The organism is Burkholderia sp. SCN-KJ (genome assembly GCF_024656005.1).
Classification (GTDB): Bacteria; Pseudomonadota; Gammaproteobacteria; order Burkholderiales; family Burkholderiaceae; genus Burkholderia.
Window position 1 is genome coordinate 1 of sequence record NZ_JANKOG010000013.1, and the last position, 16,385, is coordinate 16,385.

The 16,385-nt window shown below is 70.9% G+C and carries 14 protein-coding genes; 4 read left to right on the forward strand and 10 right to left on the reverse strand.

All coding sequences use genetic code 11. From position 1 onward, the window contains the following. The first annotated feature begins 227 nt into the window (after positions 1 to 227). The 3 genes from dalD to NQV17_RS21285 all read left to right on the forward strand — a co-directional run bounded on the left by dalD (position 228) and on the right by NQV17_RS21285 (position 4,303). Complete coding sequence (gene dalD, locus NQV17_RS21275; protein WP_257773769.1) at positions 228 to 1,622, forward strand: D-arabinitol 4-dehydrogenase; 1,395 nt, start codon at positions 228 to 230, stop codon at positions 1,620 to 1,622. A gap of 127 nt (positions 1,623 to 1,749) precedes the next feature. Beyond that, a complete protein-coding gene (gene xylB, locus NQV17_RS21280) occupies positions 1,750 to 3,231 on the forward strand; it encodes a xylulokinase (protein WP_044844465.1) in 1,482 nt (493 codons plus the stop codon). Between the two features lie 115 nt (positions 3,232 to 3,346). Next, entirely contained in the window at positions 3,347 to 4,303 is a 957-nt protein-coding gene (locus NQV17_RS21285) for a sugar-binding transcriptional regulator (protein ID WP_257773770.1), read from the forward strand. 13 nt (positions 4,304 to 4,316) lie between these two features. On the opposite strand, the gene NQV17_RS21290 is transcribed toward NQV17_RS21285, so the two are convergent. Both NQV17_RS21290 and NQV17_RS21295 read right to left on the reverse strand, forming a co-directional pair. Then, entirely contained in the window at positions 4,317 to 5,567 is a 1,251-nt protein-coding gene (locus tag NQV17_RS21290; protein WP_257773771.1) for an MFS transporter, read from the reverse strand. Further along, positions 5,564 to 6,766 carry a serine hydrolase gene (locus NQV17_RS21295; protein WP_257773772.1) on the reverse strand — a complete coding sequence of 401 codons (1,203 nt, stop codon included), beginning with the start codon at positions 6,764 to 6,766 and terminating at the stop codon, positions 5,564 to 5,566. Before NQV17_RS21295 ends, NQV17_RS21290 begins: the two co-directional genes overlap by 4 nt. A gap of 113 nt (positions 6,767 to 6,879) precedes the next feature. On the opposite strand from NQV17_RS21295, the gene NQV17_RS21300 reads away from it, so the two are divergent. Beyond that, positions 6,880 to 7,764 carry a LysR family transcriptional regulator gene (locus NQV17_RS21300; RefSeq protein WP_257773773.1) on the forward strand — a complete coding sequence of 295 codons (885 nt, stop codon included), beginning with the start codon at positions 6,880 to 6,882 and terminating at the stop codon, positions 7,762 to 7,764. 13 nt (positions 7,765 to 7,777) lie between these two features. Here NQV17_RS21300 and NQV17_RS21305 read toward each other — a convergent pair whose 3' ends face one another. The 8 genes from NQV17_RS21305 to NQV17_RS21340 form a co-directional block, all read right to left on the reverse strand. Beyond that, a complete protein-coding gene (locus NQV17_RS21305; protein WP_257773774.1) occupies positions 7,778 to 8,887 on the reverse strand; it encodes an ABC transporter ATP-binding protein in 1,110 nt (369 codons plus the stop codon). Between the two features lie 62 nt (positions 8,888 to 8,949). Next, positions 8,950 to 9,678, reverse strand: a complete 729-nt coding sequence (locus NQV17_RS21310) for an HAD family phosphatase (protein WP_257773775.1) — start codon at positions 9,676 to 9,678, stop codon at positions 8,950 to 8,952. After that, complete coding sequence (locus tag NQV17_RS21315) at positions 9,675 to 10,526, reverse strand: carbohydrate ABC transporter permease (protein WP_257773776.1); 852 nt, start codon at positions 10,524 to 10,526, stop codon at positions 9,675 to 9,677. Before NQV17_RS21315 ends, NQV17_RS21310 begins: the two co-directional genes overlap by 4 nt. Further along, positions 10,523 to 11,470 carry a carbohydrate ABC transporter permease gene (locus NQV17_RS21320; RefSeq protein ID WP_257773777.1) on the reverse strand — a complete coding sequence of 316 codons (948 nt, stop codon included), beginning with the start codon at positions 11,468 to 11,470 and terminating at the stop codon, positions 10,523 to 10,525. The genes NQV17_RS21315 and NQV17_RS21320 overlap by 4 nt, the downstream gene beginning before the upstream one ends. A 102-nt stretch (positions 11,471 to 11,572) precedes the next feature. Continuing rightward, the gene (locus NQV17_RS21325) at positions 11,573 to 12,898 is read right to left on the reverse strand and encodes a sugar ABC transporter substrate-binding protein (RefSeq protein ID WP_257773778.1); all 1,326 of its coding nucleotides are present in this window, start codon (positions 12,896 to 12,898) and stop codon (positions 11,573 to 11,575) included. A gap of 89 nt (positions 12,899 to 12,987) precedes the next feature. Then, positions 12,988 to 14,340 carry a D-tagatose-bisphosphate aldolase, class II, non-catalytic subunit gene (locus NQV17_RS21330; RefSeq protein ID WP_257773779.1) on the reverse strand — a complete coding sequence of 451 codons (1,353 nt, stop codon included), beginning with the start codon at positions 14,338 to 14,340 and terminating at the stop codon, positions 12,988 to 12,990. Beyond that, complete coding sequence (locus NQV17_RS21335; RefSeq protein ID WP_257773903.1) at positions 14,328 to 15,284, reverse strand: sugar kinase; 957 nt, start codon at positions 15,282 to 15,284, stop codon at positions 14,328 to 14,330. The genes NQV17_RS21330 and NQV17_RS21335 overlap by 13 nt, the downstream gene beginning before the upstream one ends. Positions 15,285 to 15,356: 72 nt before the next feature. Further along, entirely contained in the window at positions 15,357 to 16,133 is a 777-nt protein-coding gene (locus NQV17_RS21340) for an L-iditol 2-dehydrogenase (RefSeq protein ID WP_257773780.1), read from the reverse strand. Positions 16,134 to 16,385 lie beyond the last annotated feature (252 nt).

The window sequence follows — 16,385 nt, forward strand, 5'->3', positions numbered from 1 at the left end:
CCGCCTTCCCGCCTTCCCCCCTTTCCGCCTTTCCGCCTTCCGCCTTCCGCCTTTCCGCCTTCCGCCTTCCGCCCCCGCTTCCACCCCGCCCACGCCCCGCCGCAGCGCACCATCGAAATGCCGCGTCCGCGCCTTGACTTTCGCCCGCCCGAATACGATCATTCGCTCACACAACGAGCAAATGATCGTATTCGACAGGAAAGACTGGCACGAACAGGAGACACCGGATGAGCGAATCGCCCTCCGCCCACGCGCCCGTGCTGCTGCACATCGGCGCAGGCTCGTTCCACCGCGCGCACCAGGCGTGGTATCTGCACCGCGTGAACGCGGCCGTGCCGGCCGACGAACGCTGGTCGCTGACCGTCGGCAACATCCGCGACGACATGCGCGCGACGATGGACGCGCTCGCCGCGCAGCACGGCGCCTACACGCTCGAGACCGTCACGCCGCAGGGCGAGCGCGCGTACGAGACGGTCCGCGCGATCTCGCGCGTGCTGCCGTGGTCGATCGATCTCGCCGCGCTGATCGACGCCGGCGCCGACCCGGCATGCCGGATCGTGTCGTTCACCGTCACCGAAGGCGGCTACTACCTCGACGAACACAACCGGCTCGACCTCGCGAACGCCGATCTCGCGGCCGACCTGCAAGGCGCGCGCACGACGCTGTACGGCGCGCTCGCGGCGCTGCTCGCCGAACGCGCGAAACGCGGCGCGGGCCCGCTCACGCTGCAGAGCTGCGACAACCTGCGCAACAACGGCGCGCGCTTTCGCGCGGGCATGCGCGAATTCCTCGAGCGGCGCGGCGAGACCGATCTGCTCGCGTGGTTCGATGCGCACGTCGCGACGCCGAGCGCGATGGTCGACCGCATCACGCCGCGCCCGACCGCCGACGTGCGCGAACGGGTGCGCGCGGCAACCGGCGTCGACGACGCGTGTCCGGTGATGGGCGAGTCGTTCATCCAGTGGGTGATCGAGGACCGCTTCGCGGCGGGCCGGCCGCGCTGGGAGCTGGCCGGCGCGGAACTCGTCGACGACGTGCATCCGTACGAGGAAGCGAAGATCCGCATCCTCAACGCGACGCACAGCTGCATCGCGTGGGCCGGCACGCTCGCGGGCCACACGTACATCCATGAAGGCACGCACGACGCGGCGATCCGCCGCTTCGCGCACGACTACGTGACGCAGGACGTGATCCCGTGTCTCAGCCCGAGCCCGCTCGATCTCGGGCGCTACCGCGACGTCGTGCTCGAACGGTTCGGCAATCCGTACGTGCTGGACACGAACCAGCGCGTCGCGGCCGACGGCTTCTCGAAGATCCCCGGCTTCATCGCGCCGACGCTCGCCGAATCGCTCGCACGCGGCGCGGCGCCGGTCGCCACCGCCGTGCTGCCGGCGCTGTTCCTGCGCTTTCTCGAACGCTGGGCGCGCGGCTTGCTGCCGTATGCGTACCAGGACGGCGTGATGGACGACGGCGCCGCGCGGGCGATCGTCGAGGCCGACGACCCGGTCGTCGCGTTGTGCGCGAGCCGCGCGCTGTGGGGCTCGCTCGCCGGCAACGCGGCGTTGTTCGACGCGCTGCGCGCCGGGCTCGCACGCGTCGACGCGTGGCTCGCGCAGCGCTGACGCGCGGCGGCCCGCGGCCTCGCAGCCGGCCGCCCGCGAGCGGCCGCGCATCCGGGCGAACCTGCGTTGGCAGGCGCGCGTGCGTGCGGCTAAAGTAGCGGCTCCTCACTGACGGAACGGATCGCTCATGTATCTCGGCATCGACCTCGGCACCTCGGAAGTGAAGGTGCTGCTGCTTGCTCCGGACGGCACCGTGGTCGGCACCGCCGGCACGCCGTTCAGCGTGTCGCGGCCGCACCCGCGCTGGGCGGAACAGCATCCGGACGACTGGTGGCAAGGCACGCTCGCCGCGCTCGCGGCGCTGCGCGAACGGCATCCGCAGGCCTTCGCGCAGGTGCGCGGAATCGGCCTGTCGGGCCAGATGCACGGCGCGGTGCTGCTCGGCCGCGACGACCGCGTGCTGCGCCCCGCGATCCTGTGGAACGACATGCGCAGCGCCGACGAATGTGCGCTGCTCACCGAACGCGCGCCCGATCTCCACGCGCTGGCCGGCAACCTCGCGATGCCCGGCTTCACCGCGCCGAAACTGCTGTGGGTCGCGAAGCACGAGCCCGACGTGTTCGCCGCAACGGCCTGCGTGCTGATGCCGAAGGACTACCTGCGCTTCCGGCTCACCGGCGCGAAGGTGTCCGATCCGTCCGACGCGGCCGGCACGTTGTGGCTCGACGTCGCGCGCCGCGACTGGTCCGATGCGCTGCTCGCCGCGTGCGACATGACGCGCGCCCAGATGCCGCGCATCGTCGAAGGCAATGCGCCGTCCGGCACGCTGCGCGCCGACGTCGCGCGCGAACTCGGGCTGTCGGAGGCCGTCGTGGTGGCGGGCGGCGGCGGCGACAACGCGACGAGCGCGCTCGGCATCGGCGCGATCCACGCGGGCGACGGCTTCGTGTCGCTCGGCACGTCGGGCGTGCTGAGCGTGGTCGGCGACCGCTTCATGCCGAATCCGGCGTCGGCCGTGCACGCGTTCTGCCATGCGATTCCCGATCGCTGGCAACTGATGAGCGTCGTGCTGTCGGCCGCGAGCTGCCTGCGCTGGGTCTGCAAGCTGACCGGCACCGACGAGCCGGCGCTGCTCGCCGAAATCGCGGCGCTCGACGCGGACGCGCTCGCGACGGCGCCGCTGTTCCTACCCTACCTGTCCGGCGAACGCACGCCGCACAACGATCCGTATGCGCAGGGCGTGTTCTTCGGGATGACGCATGCGACCGAGCGCGCGCATCTCGGCTACGCGGTGCTCGAAGGCGTGACGCTCGGCCTCGCGGACGGCCTCGACGCGCTGCACGCGGCCGGCGTCGAAACCGACCGGCTGTCGCTGATCGGCGGCGGCGCGCGCAGCGCGTTCTGGGCGCAGCTGATCGCCGACGCGCTGGACGTGCGCACCTGCCAGCACGGCGGCGGCGAAACGGGTGCGGCACTCGGCGCCGCGCGGCTGGGCTGGCTCGCCGTCGGCGGCGATCCGCAAGTCGTGCTGACGAAGCCGCCGGTGCGCGCCGAATACGTACCCGACGCCGCGCGTCATGCGCTGCTGCGCGAGCGCCTCGACGCGTTCCGCGCGCTGTATCGCCACGTGCGCCCGCTTTACGAACCGTCGCGCGCGCGGCTCGCGTAAGCGGCGACGCAGGGGGCCGTCGGCCGCGCGCCCCGCATGCGTTACAGTGGATGCCGTTGCGCCGCCCGACGGCCGGTCCGCGGGCGGCCCCCCAGATCCGAACCGAACCGCTATCGTGTCCAAGTCCTCAGAAAAACTCGATCTCGCCACGCGTGCCGCGTGGCTCTACTACGTCGCGGGCGACACGCAGAACGAAATCGCCGAGAAGCTGCAGGTGTCGCGCCCGGTCGCGCAGCGCCTCGTCGCGTTCGCGGTCGAGAAGAACCTGATCCGCGTGCGCGTCGATCACCAGCTCGCCGACTGCCTCGAGCTCGGCGCGCAGCTGTCGAAACGCTACGGGCTCACGATGTGCGAAGTCGTGCCCGTCGATGCCGATGCGCCCGAAGCGATCGACCGCAAGCTCGCGGTCGCCGGCGCGCAGGTGATGGAGCGCTACCTGAACGAGACGCGCCCGATGGTGATCGCCGTCAGCAGCGGCCGGACGCTGAAGGCGGCGGTCGCGCAGATCGCGCAGATCGAGCGGCCGCAGCACCGGCTCGTGTCGATGGTCGGCGCGATCGCGGCCGACGGCTCGTCGAACCGCTACGACGTCGCGCAGTACATCTCCGAGAAGACCGGCGGCAAGCACTTCCTGCTGCCCGCGCCGCTGTTCGCCGACAGCGACGCCGAGCGCGCGCAATGGTGCAATCACCGGCTGTACCGGATCGTCGACGCGCTGTCGGCGCAGGCCGACGTCGCGTTCGTCGGGATCGGCAACATCGGCCCGCACTGCCCGCTCTACGAGGACGGCTTCATCACCGAACAGGAACGCGACGAGATGACCGCGCTCGGCGCGGTGGCCGAACTGCTCGGTGTGCCGATCGATGCGCAGGGCCGGCTCGTCGACGTGTCGACGAGCGCGCGCGTGACGAGCGTCGCGCTCGACGCGCCGCCGAAGCGCCCGACGATCGCGTTCGCGGGCGGCCCGAAGAAGCGCGACGCGGTGATCGCCGCGCTGCGCGGCGGCTGGCTGTCGGGGCTCGTCACCGACGAGACCTGCGCGCGCGCGGCGCTCGACGCGAAGGCGGCCTGACGCCGCCGTACGCTCACGCGGCCGCGCGCGGCGCCGGAAACGCATGCCGGCGCGCGCGCCATGCGCCGAGCCACGCCGCCGCCAGCAGCGCGACCAGCACCCACGGAATCGCGCCCGCGCCCGTCGCGCCGAGCAGCATCCCGCCCGCGATGCCGCCGCCCGCGATCGCGAGGTTCCACACCGTCACGAGCATCGACTGCGCGACGTCGGCCGCATCGCCCGCCGCGTTCGCGGTGGCCGTCTGGAACAGCGTCGGCGCGCCGCCGAACGCGAGCCCCCACAGCGCGACACCCGCATAAACGATCGTCATCCCGGACCCGGCACCGAGCATCGCCGCCGCAAGCGCGAACAGCGCGATGCTCGCGAGCGTCAGCCGCCGCTGCGCGGCGCCGATCCATGCGCCCGTCAGCGCGATGCCGACCAGCGACGCGATACCGAACACGAACAGCACCGCATCGACCTGCGCGCCCATTCGCACGCCGGCAAGGAACGGCGCGACGTACGTGTACAGCATGTTGTGCGCGAGCACATAGGCGAACATCACGACCAGCACCGGCCGCACGCCGGGCAGTGCGATCACGCCGAGCACCGGCTCGCGGACGCCGGCGGGCTGCCCCGGATAGTCGGGCACGCGCATCCGGATCCAGCCGATCAGCGCGAGCGCCGCGACCGTGATGCCCGCGAACGCGATGCGCCAGCCGAACATCGCGCCGAGCGCGGTGCCGGCCGGGATGCCGATCGACATTGCGACCGGCGCGCCGAGCATCGCGACCGCGATCGCCCGGCCGCGCAGCGATGCGTCGACCATCCGGCTCGCATAGCCGGCCAAGAGCGCCCACAACAGCCCGGCCGACATGCCCGCGACGAAGCGCGCGGCGAGCGTGAGCGCGTAATACGGCGACGCGGCCGTCAACGCATTCGACACGACGAACCCGGCAAGCGCCGCGAGCAGCAGCCGGCGCCTGCGCATCGCGCGCGTCGCGGCGACGAGCGGGATCGCCGCGACGATCGAGCCGAGCGCGTAGACGGTCACGAGCTGGCCGATCAGCGCCTCGGTCACGCGCAGGTCGATGCTCATCAACGGGAGCAAGCCGGCCGGCAACGCTTCGGTGAGGATCGTGATGAACCCGGCGGTGGCGAGCGCCAGCAGGTTCGCGACCGGCAGGCGTTCGCGCACCGGTGCGGACAGACCGGACGCAGGGTCGGCGACGCGGTCGGAAGCACGGTCGGAAGCGCGGTCGGGTACGGATACGCACTCGCTCATGCCGCGCTCCGGTCGTCGACGCCATACACCGCGTCGCGCACGTCGGTGACGACACGCCCGTGCATCCCTTCGTACAACGTATTGGTCAGCGCGACGACCGTCAGCCCGGCCGCGCGGTCGACGAACCACGCATGCCCGTACGCACCGCCCCAGCGCCACGTGCCGACCGACTCCGGCGACTGCGCGGCCGCCGGATCGCGCAGCACCGAAAAACCGAGCCCGAAACCGAATCCCGGCGCGTCCGGCAGGTCGTGCGCGCCCGGCTGCACGCGCGCCATCTCGTCGATCCAGCGGCGCGCGAGCCAGCCGTCGCGGCCGGTGCGCAACGCATCGAGCAGCGTCATGCAGTCGCGCGCGGTGCCCACCATACCCGCGCCGCCCGACGGCCACGCGGCCGCGTCGAACGCGCGCACCGGCGCGAAGCGGATGCCGACCGTGCCGTCGTACACCGGCGCGAGATCGTCGTCGGCCATCCGGCGCGGCGCGCCCGGCGTGCTGACGTACGGCGTCGCGAAGCGCGCGGCGTCGTGAGAGAAGAACGCGGTGTCGGTCATCCCGAGCGGCGTCGTGACGAGCGCGGCCACGGCTTCGGCGAGCGGCCGGCCGTCGACCGCCTCGATCAGCGCGCCGACCACGTCGGTCGCGAGCGAGTAGTCCCACGACGTGCCGGGCGCGAACCGCAGCGGCACGCCGGCGATGCGCCGCACGTTCTCCGCGAGCGACAGGTCCGCGCGGTCCATCCCGTCGGACACGCCGGCACGCGCATACGGGCCGTCGGCGTCGGCTTCGAGGAAGCGGTAGCCGAGCCCGGCCGTATGCGAAAGCAGATGACGCAACGTGATGTCGGCCGGCGTGCCGTCGGGCAGCGTCGGCCGGAACGCGGGCAACCAGCGCGCGACCGGCTCGTCGAGCCCGATGCGCCCCGCCGCGACCAGCCGCATCGCGGCGGCCGTCACGATCGGCTTCGATACCGACGCGAGCCGGAACAGCGCGTCCTCGCGCATCGGCGTGCCGGCCTCGCGATCGGCCAGACCGGCCGCGCGCGCATAGCGAAGCTGGCCGTGGCGGGCGACCAGCACGACCGCGCCGACCACGCGCGCATCGGCCAGCGCGCGATCGAGCGCGGCGTCGAGGCGCTCGGGCAGCGCGGCGTCGGCGTCCGGTTCGGCGCGGTGGGCGGTGACAGGCAGGGATGACATGGCGTGACCTCGAACAGTGAAGGAACGCCCATCGTAGGGAGCCGGCGCGCGAAGAAAAACCGGGTTAGAGTTCCGGACACTCCGGACATCGATGTCCGCAATCGGGAACCAGCATGGAAAATCTTGGCGGCTTCGTCGTGTTCGTCCAGGTCGCGGAAACGCGCAGTTTCGTCGCGGCCGGCCGCGCGCTCGGGCTGTCGGCGTCGGCGATCGGCAAGCGCATCGCGCGGCTCGAGGCACGGCTGAACGTAAGGCTCTTTCACCGCAGCACGCGCAGCATCACGCTGACTGCGGAAGGCACGCGCTTCCTGGAACGGTGCCGGCGCGTGATCGCCGAGATCGACGCGGCCGAGCAGGAACTGACGCACAGCGCCGAGGCGCCGCGCGGGCGCCTGCGCGTGAGCCTGCCGACGATCGGCACGCTGCTGCTGCCGCTGCTCGCCGATTTCATGGCCGCGTATCCGGAGATCGAACTCGACATCGATTTCAGCGACCGCCTCGTCGACGTCGTCGAGGAAGGCTTCGACGCGGTGCTGCGCACCGGCCAGCCGACGGATTCGCGGCTGTCGTCGCGGCTGCTGCGCCATTTCCGCCAGCACCTCGTCGCGGCGCCCGACTATCTCGCGCGGCACGGCACGCCGCGCACGCCGGCCGATCTCGCGCAGCATCGCTGCCTGCACTACCGCTTCCCGAGCAGCGGCAAGCTCGAGACCTGGCCGCTGCGCGTGCCGCACGCGAGTACGCCGCCCGAGGTGCCGGTCGCGATGGTCAGCAACAGCGCGGAAGCGCGCCTGTGCTTCACGCTGCGCGGGCTCGGCATCGCGTGCCTGCCCGAGTTTTTCGTGCGCGACGCACTCGACGACGGCACGCTGCGCGCGGTGCTCGACGAACACGTCGCGAGCTGCACGCCGATCTACGTCCTGTGGCCGTCAGGCCGCCATCCGACGCCGAAACTGCGCGCCTTCGTCGATTACATGGCCGAGCATCTGCGGCTCTGACCGGCGCGCGCCCTCACGCCGCCTTCGCGTGCGCGCTCAAGCGCCGGAACGCCTGGCCGTGCTCGTCGAACAGGTGGCAGTGCTCGGCCTGCGCATGCACGTGCAGCGCCTCGCCGGTGCGGTACGTATCGAGCGGCGGAATCCGCGCGATCAGCCCGTCCGGCGCGACGGCCGACTCCGCATACAGGTACGCGGCATCGCCGAGCGATTCGACGGCCATCGTCCGCGCGGCCACGCCGGTCTCCGCCTGCCCCACCATCAGATGCTCGGGCCGCACGCCGACGGTCACCGCCGCGCCGCGCAGCAGCCCGGCCGCCTCGACCGCGACGCGCTGCGTCTCGCCGCTGCCGAAACGCACCAGCACGCCGGCCGCGTCGACCGACTCGACGGTGCCTTTCAGGAAGTTCATCTTCGGCGAGCCGATGAAGCCCGCGACGAACTGGTTGGCCGGCGCGTGGTACAGCGCGTTCGGCGTGCCAACCTGCTGCACCGCGCCGCCCGACAGCACGACGATCTTGTCGGCGAGCGTCATCGCCTCGACCTGGTCGTGCGTCACGTAGATCATCGTGGTCTTCAGCTCGTCGTGCAGCCGCGCGAATTCCAGCCGCATCTTCACGCGCAGCGCCGCATCGAGGTTCGACAACGGCTCGTCGAACAGGAACACCTTCGGCTTGCGCGTGATCGCGCGGCCGATCGCGACGCGCTGCCGCTGGCCGCCCGACAGCTGCTTCGGCTTGCGGTCGAGCAGGTGGTCGATGTGCAGGATCTTCGCGGCCTGCTTCACCGCCTGGTCGATCTCGGGCTTCTTCGCGCCGGCGAGCTTCAGGCCGAACGCCATGTTGTCGTACAGCGTCATGTGCGGGTACAGCGCATACGACTGGAACACCATCGCGATGCCGCGCTTCGCGCTCGGCACGTCGTTGACCTTCGCGCCGTCGATCAGCAGTTCGCCGCTCGAGATGTCCTCGAGCCCGGCGATCATCCGCATCAGCGTGGATTTGCCGCAGCCGCTCGGCCCGACGAACACGACGAATTCGCCGTCGGCGATGTCGAGGTTCACGTTGCGCAGCACTTCGGTGTCGTCGTAGCGCTTCGCGATGTTGCGCAGGAGCACGCTTGCCATGGTCTGTCTCCGTTCGTTCGTGATGCGCCGCGTTGAAAGCGGCGCGCATTCGTTCCTGGTTGCTAGCCCGGCAGCACCGCGCCGGTCGCCTGCCAGCGCGCGACGTAGCCGGGCAGCTCGTGCATGTCGTCGAATACGTGACGCGCGCCGATCCCGCGCAGCGCGTCGATCTGCGCGGCCGACGCATGCCCGCCGCCGACGAAGCCGAGCACGGTCATGCCGGCCGCGGCGGCCGCGGTGATGCCGGTCACGCTGTCCTCGACGACGAGGCATTGCGCGGGCACCGCGCCGAGCGCACGCGCGGCCGCGAGATACACGTCGGGCGCCGGCTTCGGCCTCGCCACGGCGTCCGCGCAGAACAGCCGGTCGCCGAAGAAGCGCGCGAGGCCGGTGCGCGCGAGCGCCGCCTCGACGTACGCGCGGTAGCTGTTGCTCGCGCACGCGGTCGTCAGGTTGAGCGCCGCGAGGGCCTTGTCGATGCCGTCGACCATCGGCGCGTTGACGGCCGCCGCCTCGACCGCGCGGCGGATCGCGTCGACGTCGCCGGCCGACAGCGTGCGGCCGACGGCCTCGCCCGCGCCGGCCAGCACGCGCTCGATGCGCAGCCCGAGCAGCGGCATCACCGCCGGCCGCGCGTCGACACCCGGCCAGCGCGCATCGAGCTCGCGCACGATCACGTCGGCGGCGACGGCCTCGCTGTCGATCAGCACGCCGTCGCAGTCGCAGATCAGCACGTTCATCCCGTGACCGAACGCGCCTTCGCCGGTAGCACCTTCGCCGGTAGCCCTCATTTGACCGCCCCGAACGTGAGCCCGCGCACGAGCTGCTTCTGCGACAGCCAGCCGACGATCAGGATCGGCGCGACCGCGAGCAGGGAAGCCGCGGACAGCTTCGCCCAGAACAGCCCCTCGGGGCTCGAGTACGACGCGATGAACACGGTCAGCGGCGCGGCGTTCGAGCTCGACAGGTTGATGCTCCAGAACGCCTCGTTCCACGACAGGATCACGAGCAGCAGCGCGGTGGACGCGAGCCCCGGCAGCGCCATCGGCATCAGCAGGTAGACGATCTCCTGCCACGTCGACGCGCCGTCGATGCGCCCCGCTTCGAGGATGTCCTTCGGGATCTCGTTGAAGTACGTGAAGGTCATCCACACCGCGATCGGCAGGTTGATCAGCGTGTACACGATCACGAGGCCCGACACGGTATCGAGCAGCCCCGCGTTCTTCCACAGCAGGTAGATCGGCACGAGCACGCCGACCGACGGCATCATCTTGGTCGACAGCATCCACAGCAGCACCTTCTGCGTGCGGTGGTTCGGGAAGAACGCCATCGCGTAGGCCGCCGGCACCGCGAGCAGCAGCGAGATCGCCGTGACGCCCGCCGAGATCAGCACCGAGTTCCACGCGAACGCGAAGTAGTTGCTGCGCGCGAACACCTCGCGGAAGCTGTCGAGCGTCGGCATGAAGAACAGCGTCGACGCGTACGCCTGCTGCTCGGTCTTGAACGCGGTGATCGCCATCCAGAAGATCGGGAAGAACAGCAGCAGCGCGAGCAGCCATGCGAATGCGCCGGGCAGCGCGCGCCGCACGAGGTCGAATGCAGCCGGCGCGCGCCGGCCTTCCAAAGTCAGGTCGCTCATTTCTCGTACTCTCCCTTCAGGTTGCGCGCGAGCATCCGCACCAGGAAGAACGACACGACGTTCGCGACCACGACGGCGATGATCCCGCCCGCGGATGCGAGGCCGACGTCGAACTGCTGCAGGCCGAGCGCATAGATCAGGTACGACAGGTTGGTCGTCGCATCGCCGGGGCCGCCGCCCGTCGTCGTGTAGATCTCCGCGAAGATCGACAGCAGGAAGATCGTCTCCATCATCACGACCACGGCGATCGCGCGCTTCAGGTGCGGTAGCGTGATGTAGAAGAACATCGCGATCGGGCCCGCGCCGTCGATGCGCGCGGCTTCCTTCTGCTCCTGGTCGAGCGACTGGATCGCGGTGAACAGGATCAGGAATGCGAACGGCAGCCACTGCCACGCGACGATGATGATCACGGCGGTGAGCGGGTAATCGGCGAACCAGTCGACCGGCGTCATCCCGAGCGCGCGCATCGCGTTCGCGACGAGCCCGTACACCGGATGCAGGATCATGTTCTTCCAGATCAGCGCGGCGACCGTCGGCATCACGAAGAACGGCGCGATCGCGAGCAGGCGGGCCACGCCCTGCCCGTAGAACTTGCGGTCGAACAGCACGGCCATCAGCACGCCGCCGACCACGGTGATCGCGAGCACCGCGCCGATCAGCACGAGCGTGTGCCAGATCGCGGGCAGGAACGACGGATCGGTCGCGAGGAAGCGGTAGTTGTCGAGCCCGGCGAAGCCCTTCACGTCCGGGTTCAGCAGGTTGTAGCGCGAGAACGAATACCAGATCGTCATCGCGAGCGGGATCGACATCCACAGCAGCAGCACCGCGACGGACGGCGACACGAGCCAGCTGGCGCCGCCGCGCGCCCGGCGCGGCGCGCCCGGCGGCGACGACGCGTCGCCGACCGGCGACGCATGGCTCAGGGGAAGACGCAAATGACGCATGATCGGAGTCCCTCCGGTTGAGACGCGGGCACGAACGGCCGGCCCGCCTTTCTGCATCGGCGACGCGCACCGTGCGCGGCAGCGCGCACGGTGCCAGCCGCGTTACTTCTTGTAGCCGGCCTGCCGGACCGCACGGTCGGCCGCCGCCTGCCCGGCGGCGAGCGCCTGGTCGACCGTCATCTGCCCGGCCACCGCACCCGCGATCGCCTGCCCGACCACCGTGCCGAACGACTGGAATTCAGGAATCCCGACGTACTGCACGCCCGTGTACGGCACCTTCTTCAGCGACGGATCGTTCGGGTCGGCCGTCTCGATCGCCTTCAGCACGAAATCCGAGAACGGCGCGGCGGCCTTGTACTCGGCGCGCTGGTAGGTCGACGTGCGGGTGCCCGGCGGCACCGACGCCCAGCCTTCGTCCTTGCCGACCATCTCGATGTACTGCTTCGACGTCGCCCACGCGATGAACTTGCGCGCGGCGTCCTGTTGCTTCGACGTCTTCGGCACGGCCAGCGCCCACGCCCACAGCCAGTGCGAGCCCTTCGGCGTGGCGGCGACCGGCGCGGCGGCGAAGCCGATCTTGTCGGCGACCTGCGACTGCTGTTTGTTATAGAGCATCCCGGCCGCGACCGTCGCGTCGATCCACATCGCGCACTTGCCCGACGCGGTCAGGGTCAGGTTTTCGTTGAAGCCGTTCGAGCTCGCCCCCGGCGGGCCGTCTTTCTTCAGCAGGTTCACGTAGAAGCCGATCGCCTTCTTCCATTCCGGCGACGTGAGCTGCGCGTTCCAGTTCTCGTCGAACCAGCGCCCGCCGAACGTGTTCACGACCGTCGACACGAACGCCATGTTCTCGCCCCAGCCGGCCTTGCCGCGCAGGCAGATCCCGTAGGTTCCCTTCGCCTTGTCGGTGAGCTTGTCCGCGAACTCGGCGATCTGGTCGTAGGTCGGCTGGTCGGGCATCTTGAGCCCCTTCGCCGCGAACAGGTCCTTGCGGTAGAACGTCATCGAGCTCTCGACGTAGAACGGCAGCGCATACAGCTGGCCGTTGTACGACAGGCTGTCGCGCGCGGTCTTCACGATGTCGTTCAGGTCGTAGTCGGCGGGCAGCCCCGTGATCGGCGCGAGCCAGCCGCGCTTGCCCCACTGCGGCGTCTCGTAGGTGCCGATCGCCATCACGTCGAACTGGCCGCTGCCGGTCGTGATGTCGGTGGTCGCGCGCTGGCGCAGCACGTTCTCCTCGAGGATCACCCAGTTCAGCTTGATGTCAGGGTTCGCCTTCTCGAACGCCGGCGACAGCTTCTTCAACTCGATCATGTCCGGGTTGTTCAGCGTCGCGATCGTCAGCGTGCCGGCGGACGCCGCGCACGCGGCCGTCGCGAGCGCGGCTCCGGCGAAGCAGCGTGCGGCGGCATCGAGCATCTTTCGTTGCATGGCATGTCTCCTGTGATTGTTCGAACTGTCGTCGGTGTTGCGTATTGCGTATTGCGTGTGTCGCGTTGCTGCACTTCCTTCGCGGCCCGTCACGCCGGCCGCTGCATCCCGCACGCGCGCGCATAGTGCGCGATCACGTCGCGTATCCGGTGGCGCACCCATGCGCGCGGCTCCTTCGCGAGGCCGCCCGCGCGGCACGCCGCGTACACGTCCGGCAGCCACTGCGCGACGAGCGTTTCGGGCACCGGCTGCCGCGCGAGGTTGTCGAACAACTGCTCGACCGCCGCCGCGACGGCCGGCTGCAGCCAGTAGTAGCGGATCCGGTCGCTGTAGCTGAACTGGCGCGCGAGCCGCTGCTCGGTTTCGTCGCCGCGGTAGTACGGCGCCCAGTGCTCGGGCTGCGCGCGCATCGCGGCGTCGACCACGTCGCGCAGCTGCGAGCGCTGCGCGCGGTCGCCGATCAGCGCGTCCTCGATGAAGGTGAGCGCGAACAGCGCCTCGCGCAGCGCGAAGGTCAGCGCGGGGCCGACCTTCAGCACCGCGAAGTGGTCGCGCACGAGCGCGGCGAGCGCGCCTTCGGTCTGGTAGTCGGTCGAATGCGCTTCGAACACGAGGCGCGGCGTGCGCAGGATGCTTGCACCGAGCGATGCGGCCTTCGCGCTGTCGTAGTCGAGCACGTGGCGATCGTCGAAATCGACGCCCGGCTGCGCGACGATCGCGACCACGCGCGTCCATGCGTCGTCGAGCCCGGCCGCCGCGAATGCGCTGCGATGCGCGTCGAGCGTCGCGGCGATGCTGTCGCTGCGCGTGACCGCGATCCGCGCGATCGCATCGCCGGCTGCGTCGCCGGCCACCTCGCCGCCCGGCGTCGGCACCTCGGTGCCGATCACGTAGACGGGCGCGACGCCGGCGCGCGCCGCCGCGTCTTCGGCCGCGCGGCACAGCCCGGCCGCGCGCGCGGCGATCGTCCGGTCGTCGAGCCGCGCCGGATCGTCCGCGCACGCCATGCTCGCATCGAGGTGGATCTTCTCGAACCCGGCTTCGACATACGCGGCGACCATCGCCGCCGCTTCGCGCATCGCGTCGGCCGCGCGGCGGTGCCGCCATGGGTTCGGTCCCAGATGGTCGCCGCCGAGCACCAGCGCCGACGGCGCGAGCCCGCAGCGCTGCGCGATCGCATCGACGTCGCGCCGGAAATCGGCGGGCGTCATGCCCGTATAGCCGCCGAGATGGTTCACCTGGTTGCAGGTCGCCTCGATCAGGAGCGGCGAGCCGTCCGCGCGCGCGGCCTCGCACGCGGCCTCCAGCACGAGCCGGTGCGCGCTGCAGACCGAATAGATGCCGCGCTGCGCCTGCGCGCGGTTCGCGTCGAAGATCATCCGCAGCACGGCGCCGGCGTGCGCGCTGCGCGGGCGTTCGGCAGTGGACGTCAGGCCGGGCATGCGACACCTCGTTCGGTCAGGAAGCGGTCGATCTCGGCCGCGCTGCTGTTGCCCTCCATCGGGCCGCGCCGCGTGACCGCGATCGCGCCGGCCGCGTTCGCGCGGCGCAATGCGAGCTCGATCGGCAGGCCGGCGACGAGACTCGCGACCAGCGTGCCGCCGAAGCAGTCGCCGGCGCCGGTCGGATCGCGTTCGTCGACGGGATAAGCCGGCGCGTCGACGCGGCTCGCACGGTCGAACGCGACGCTGCCGGCCGCGCCGCGCTTGAGCACGACGCGTTCGAGCAGCGGATGCGTCGCGAGCAGCCCGGCGATCGCGCGCTCGGCCGGCTGCGGCCCGCAGAAGAACGGCAGGTCGGCCTCGCTCGGCAGGAACAGGTGACACGCGGCGAGCAGCGTGTCGAGCGCCGCGCGCATCGGGCGGAAGCTCAGCATCTCGGGCCGCACGTTCGGGTCGAACGACACCTTCGCGCCGGCGCGCGCCGCCTCGATCACGCCGCGCTGGACCGCCGCGATCGCCGATTCGCTCGTCAGCGACGAGCCCATCACGTGGAAGTAGCGGCAGCCGTCGAACATCGATGTATCGACATCGGATGCGTCGACGCACGCGGCTGCGCTGGTCGACAGGCTGAACACGAAGCTGCGCGAACCGTCGTCGCGATACGCGACGAACGCGGTGCCGGTCGGACGTGCGACGCGGCGGATGCGCGCGACGTCGACGCCATCGCGCTCGAGCCGCGCGACGATCGCGTCGCCGAACGCGTCGCGGCCGACGCAGCCCGCATACGCGACGCGCACGCCGAGCCGCGCGGCCTGGTCGGCGAAGATCGCCGGCGCGCCGCTCGGGTACGGGCCCGCGAACAGGCCCGGCATGTCGAAGCCCTGGCCGCGCTCGGCGGCGACGAATTCGGCCAGCAGTTCGCCGGCGACCACGATCTCCGCCATCATGCGTGTCCTCGTGCGGCGGCGGCCGCGCGCGGCACGAACGCCAGGGGTAAGCGTGCGAGCGGCGCCACTTCAGCTCATCCAGTTGCCGCCGTCGACGTTCAGCGTCTGGGCGGTGATGTAGTCGGCGTCGGCCGACGCGAGGAACAGCGCGGCGCCCGTCAGGTCGCCCGGCACGCCCATCCGCCCGAGCGGCACGGCAACGCCGACGAGCCGCTTCTTCTCGCCGAGCGGCCGGTTCTCGTAGCGCGCGAACAGCGCATCGACCTGCTCCCACATCGGCGTGTCGACCACGCCCGGCGCGATGCCGTTAACGTTGATCCGGTGCGGCGCGAGCGCGAGCGCGGCCGACTGCGTATAGCTGATCACCGCGGCCTTGGTCGCGCAGTAGTGCGAAACGAGTGCCTCGCCGCGACGCCCCGCCTGCGACGACATGTTGACGATCTTGCCGCCGCGGCCCTGCTCGACCATCCGCTGCGCGACCGCCTGCATCAGGAAGAACAGCCCTTTCACGTTGACCGCGAACAGCCGGTCGAACACGTCCCAGGATTCGTCGAGGAGCGGGCGCATGTCGAACAGCGCCGCGTTGTTGAACAGGATGTCGACGCCGCCGAAGCGCTCGACCGCGGTCGCGAGGATGCGCGCGATGTCGTCACGGCGCGTGACGTCCGCGGTGACGGCCACCGCCCGGCCGGGATTGTCCTCGATCAGCCGCGCGAGCGAGCCGCTCGGCGGCTTCACGTCGACCAGCACGCAGCGCGCGCCCTCGTCCAGATAGCGTTGCGCGACCGCTTCGCCGATGCCGCTTGCCGCGCCCGTCAGGATCGCGACCTTGTCTGCCAGTCTCACTGGTTGTCTCCGGTTCGTTCTGCTGCACGAAGGCCGCGAGGTGAGCGAACGCTCGCGAGCCGATCAATTGCTCTGTTGTTGATCGAATGATCGGATACGCGATTCATGCTGTCAAGGCGACGCGGCGGCTTTCGATGATGCGCTGCGGCACGGCCGCGCCGTGCGCCGGCCGGCGACCCGCGCCCGGCAAGGCGCGGCGGGCTGGGTGCGGCGCGGCTGAAATGGCGATGAAGGGGACGGAGCGCGTGCATC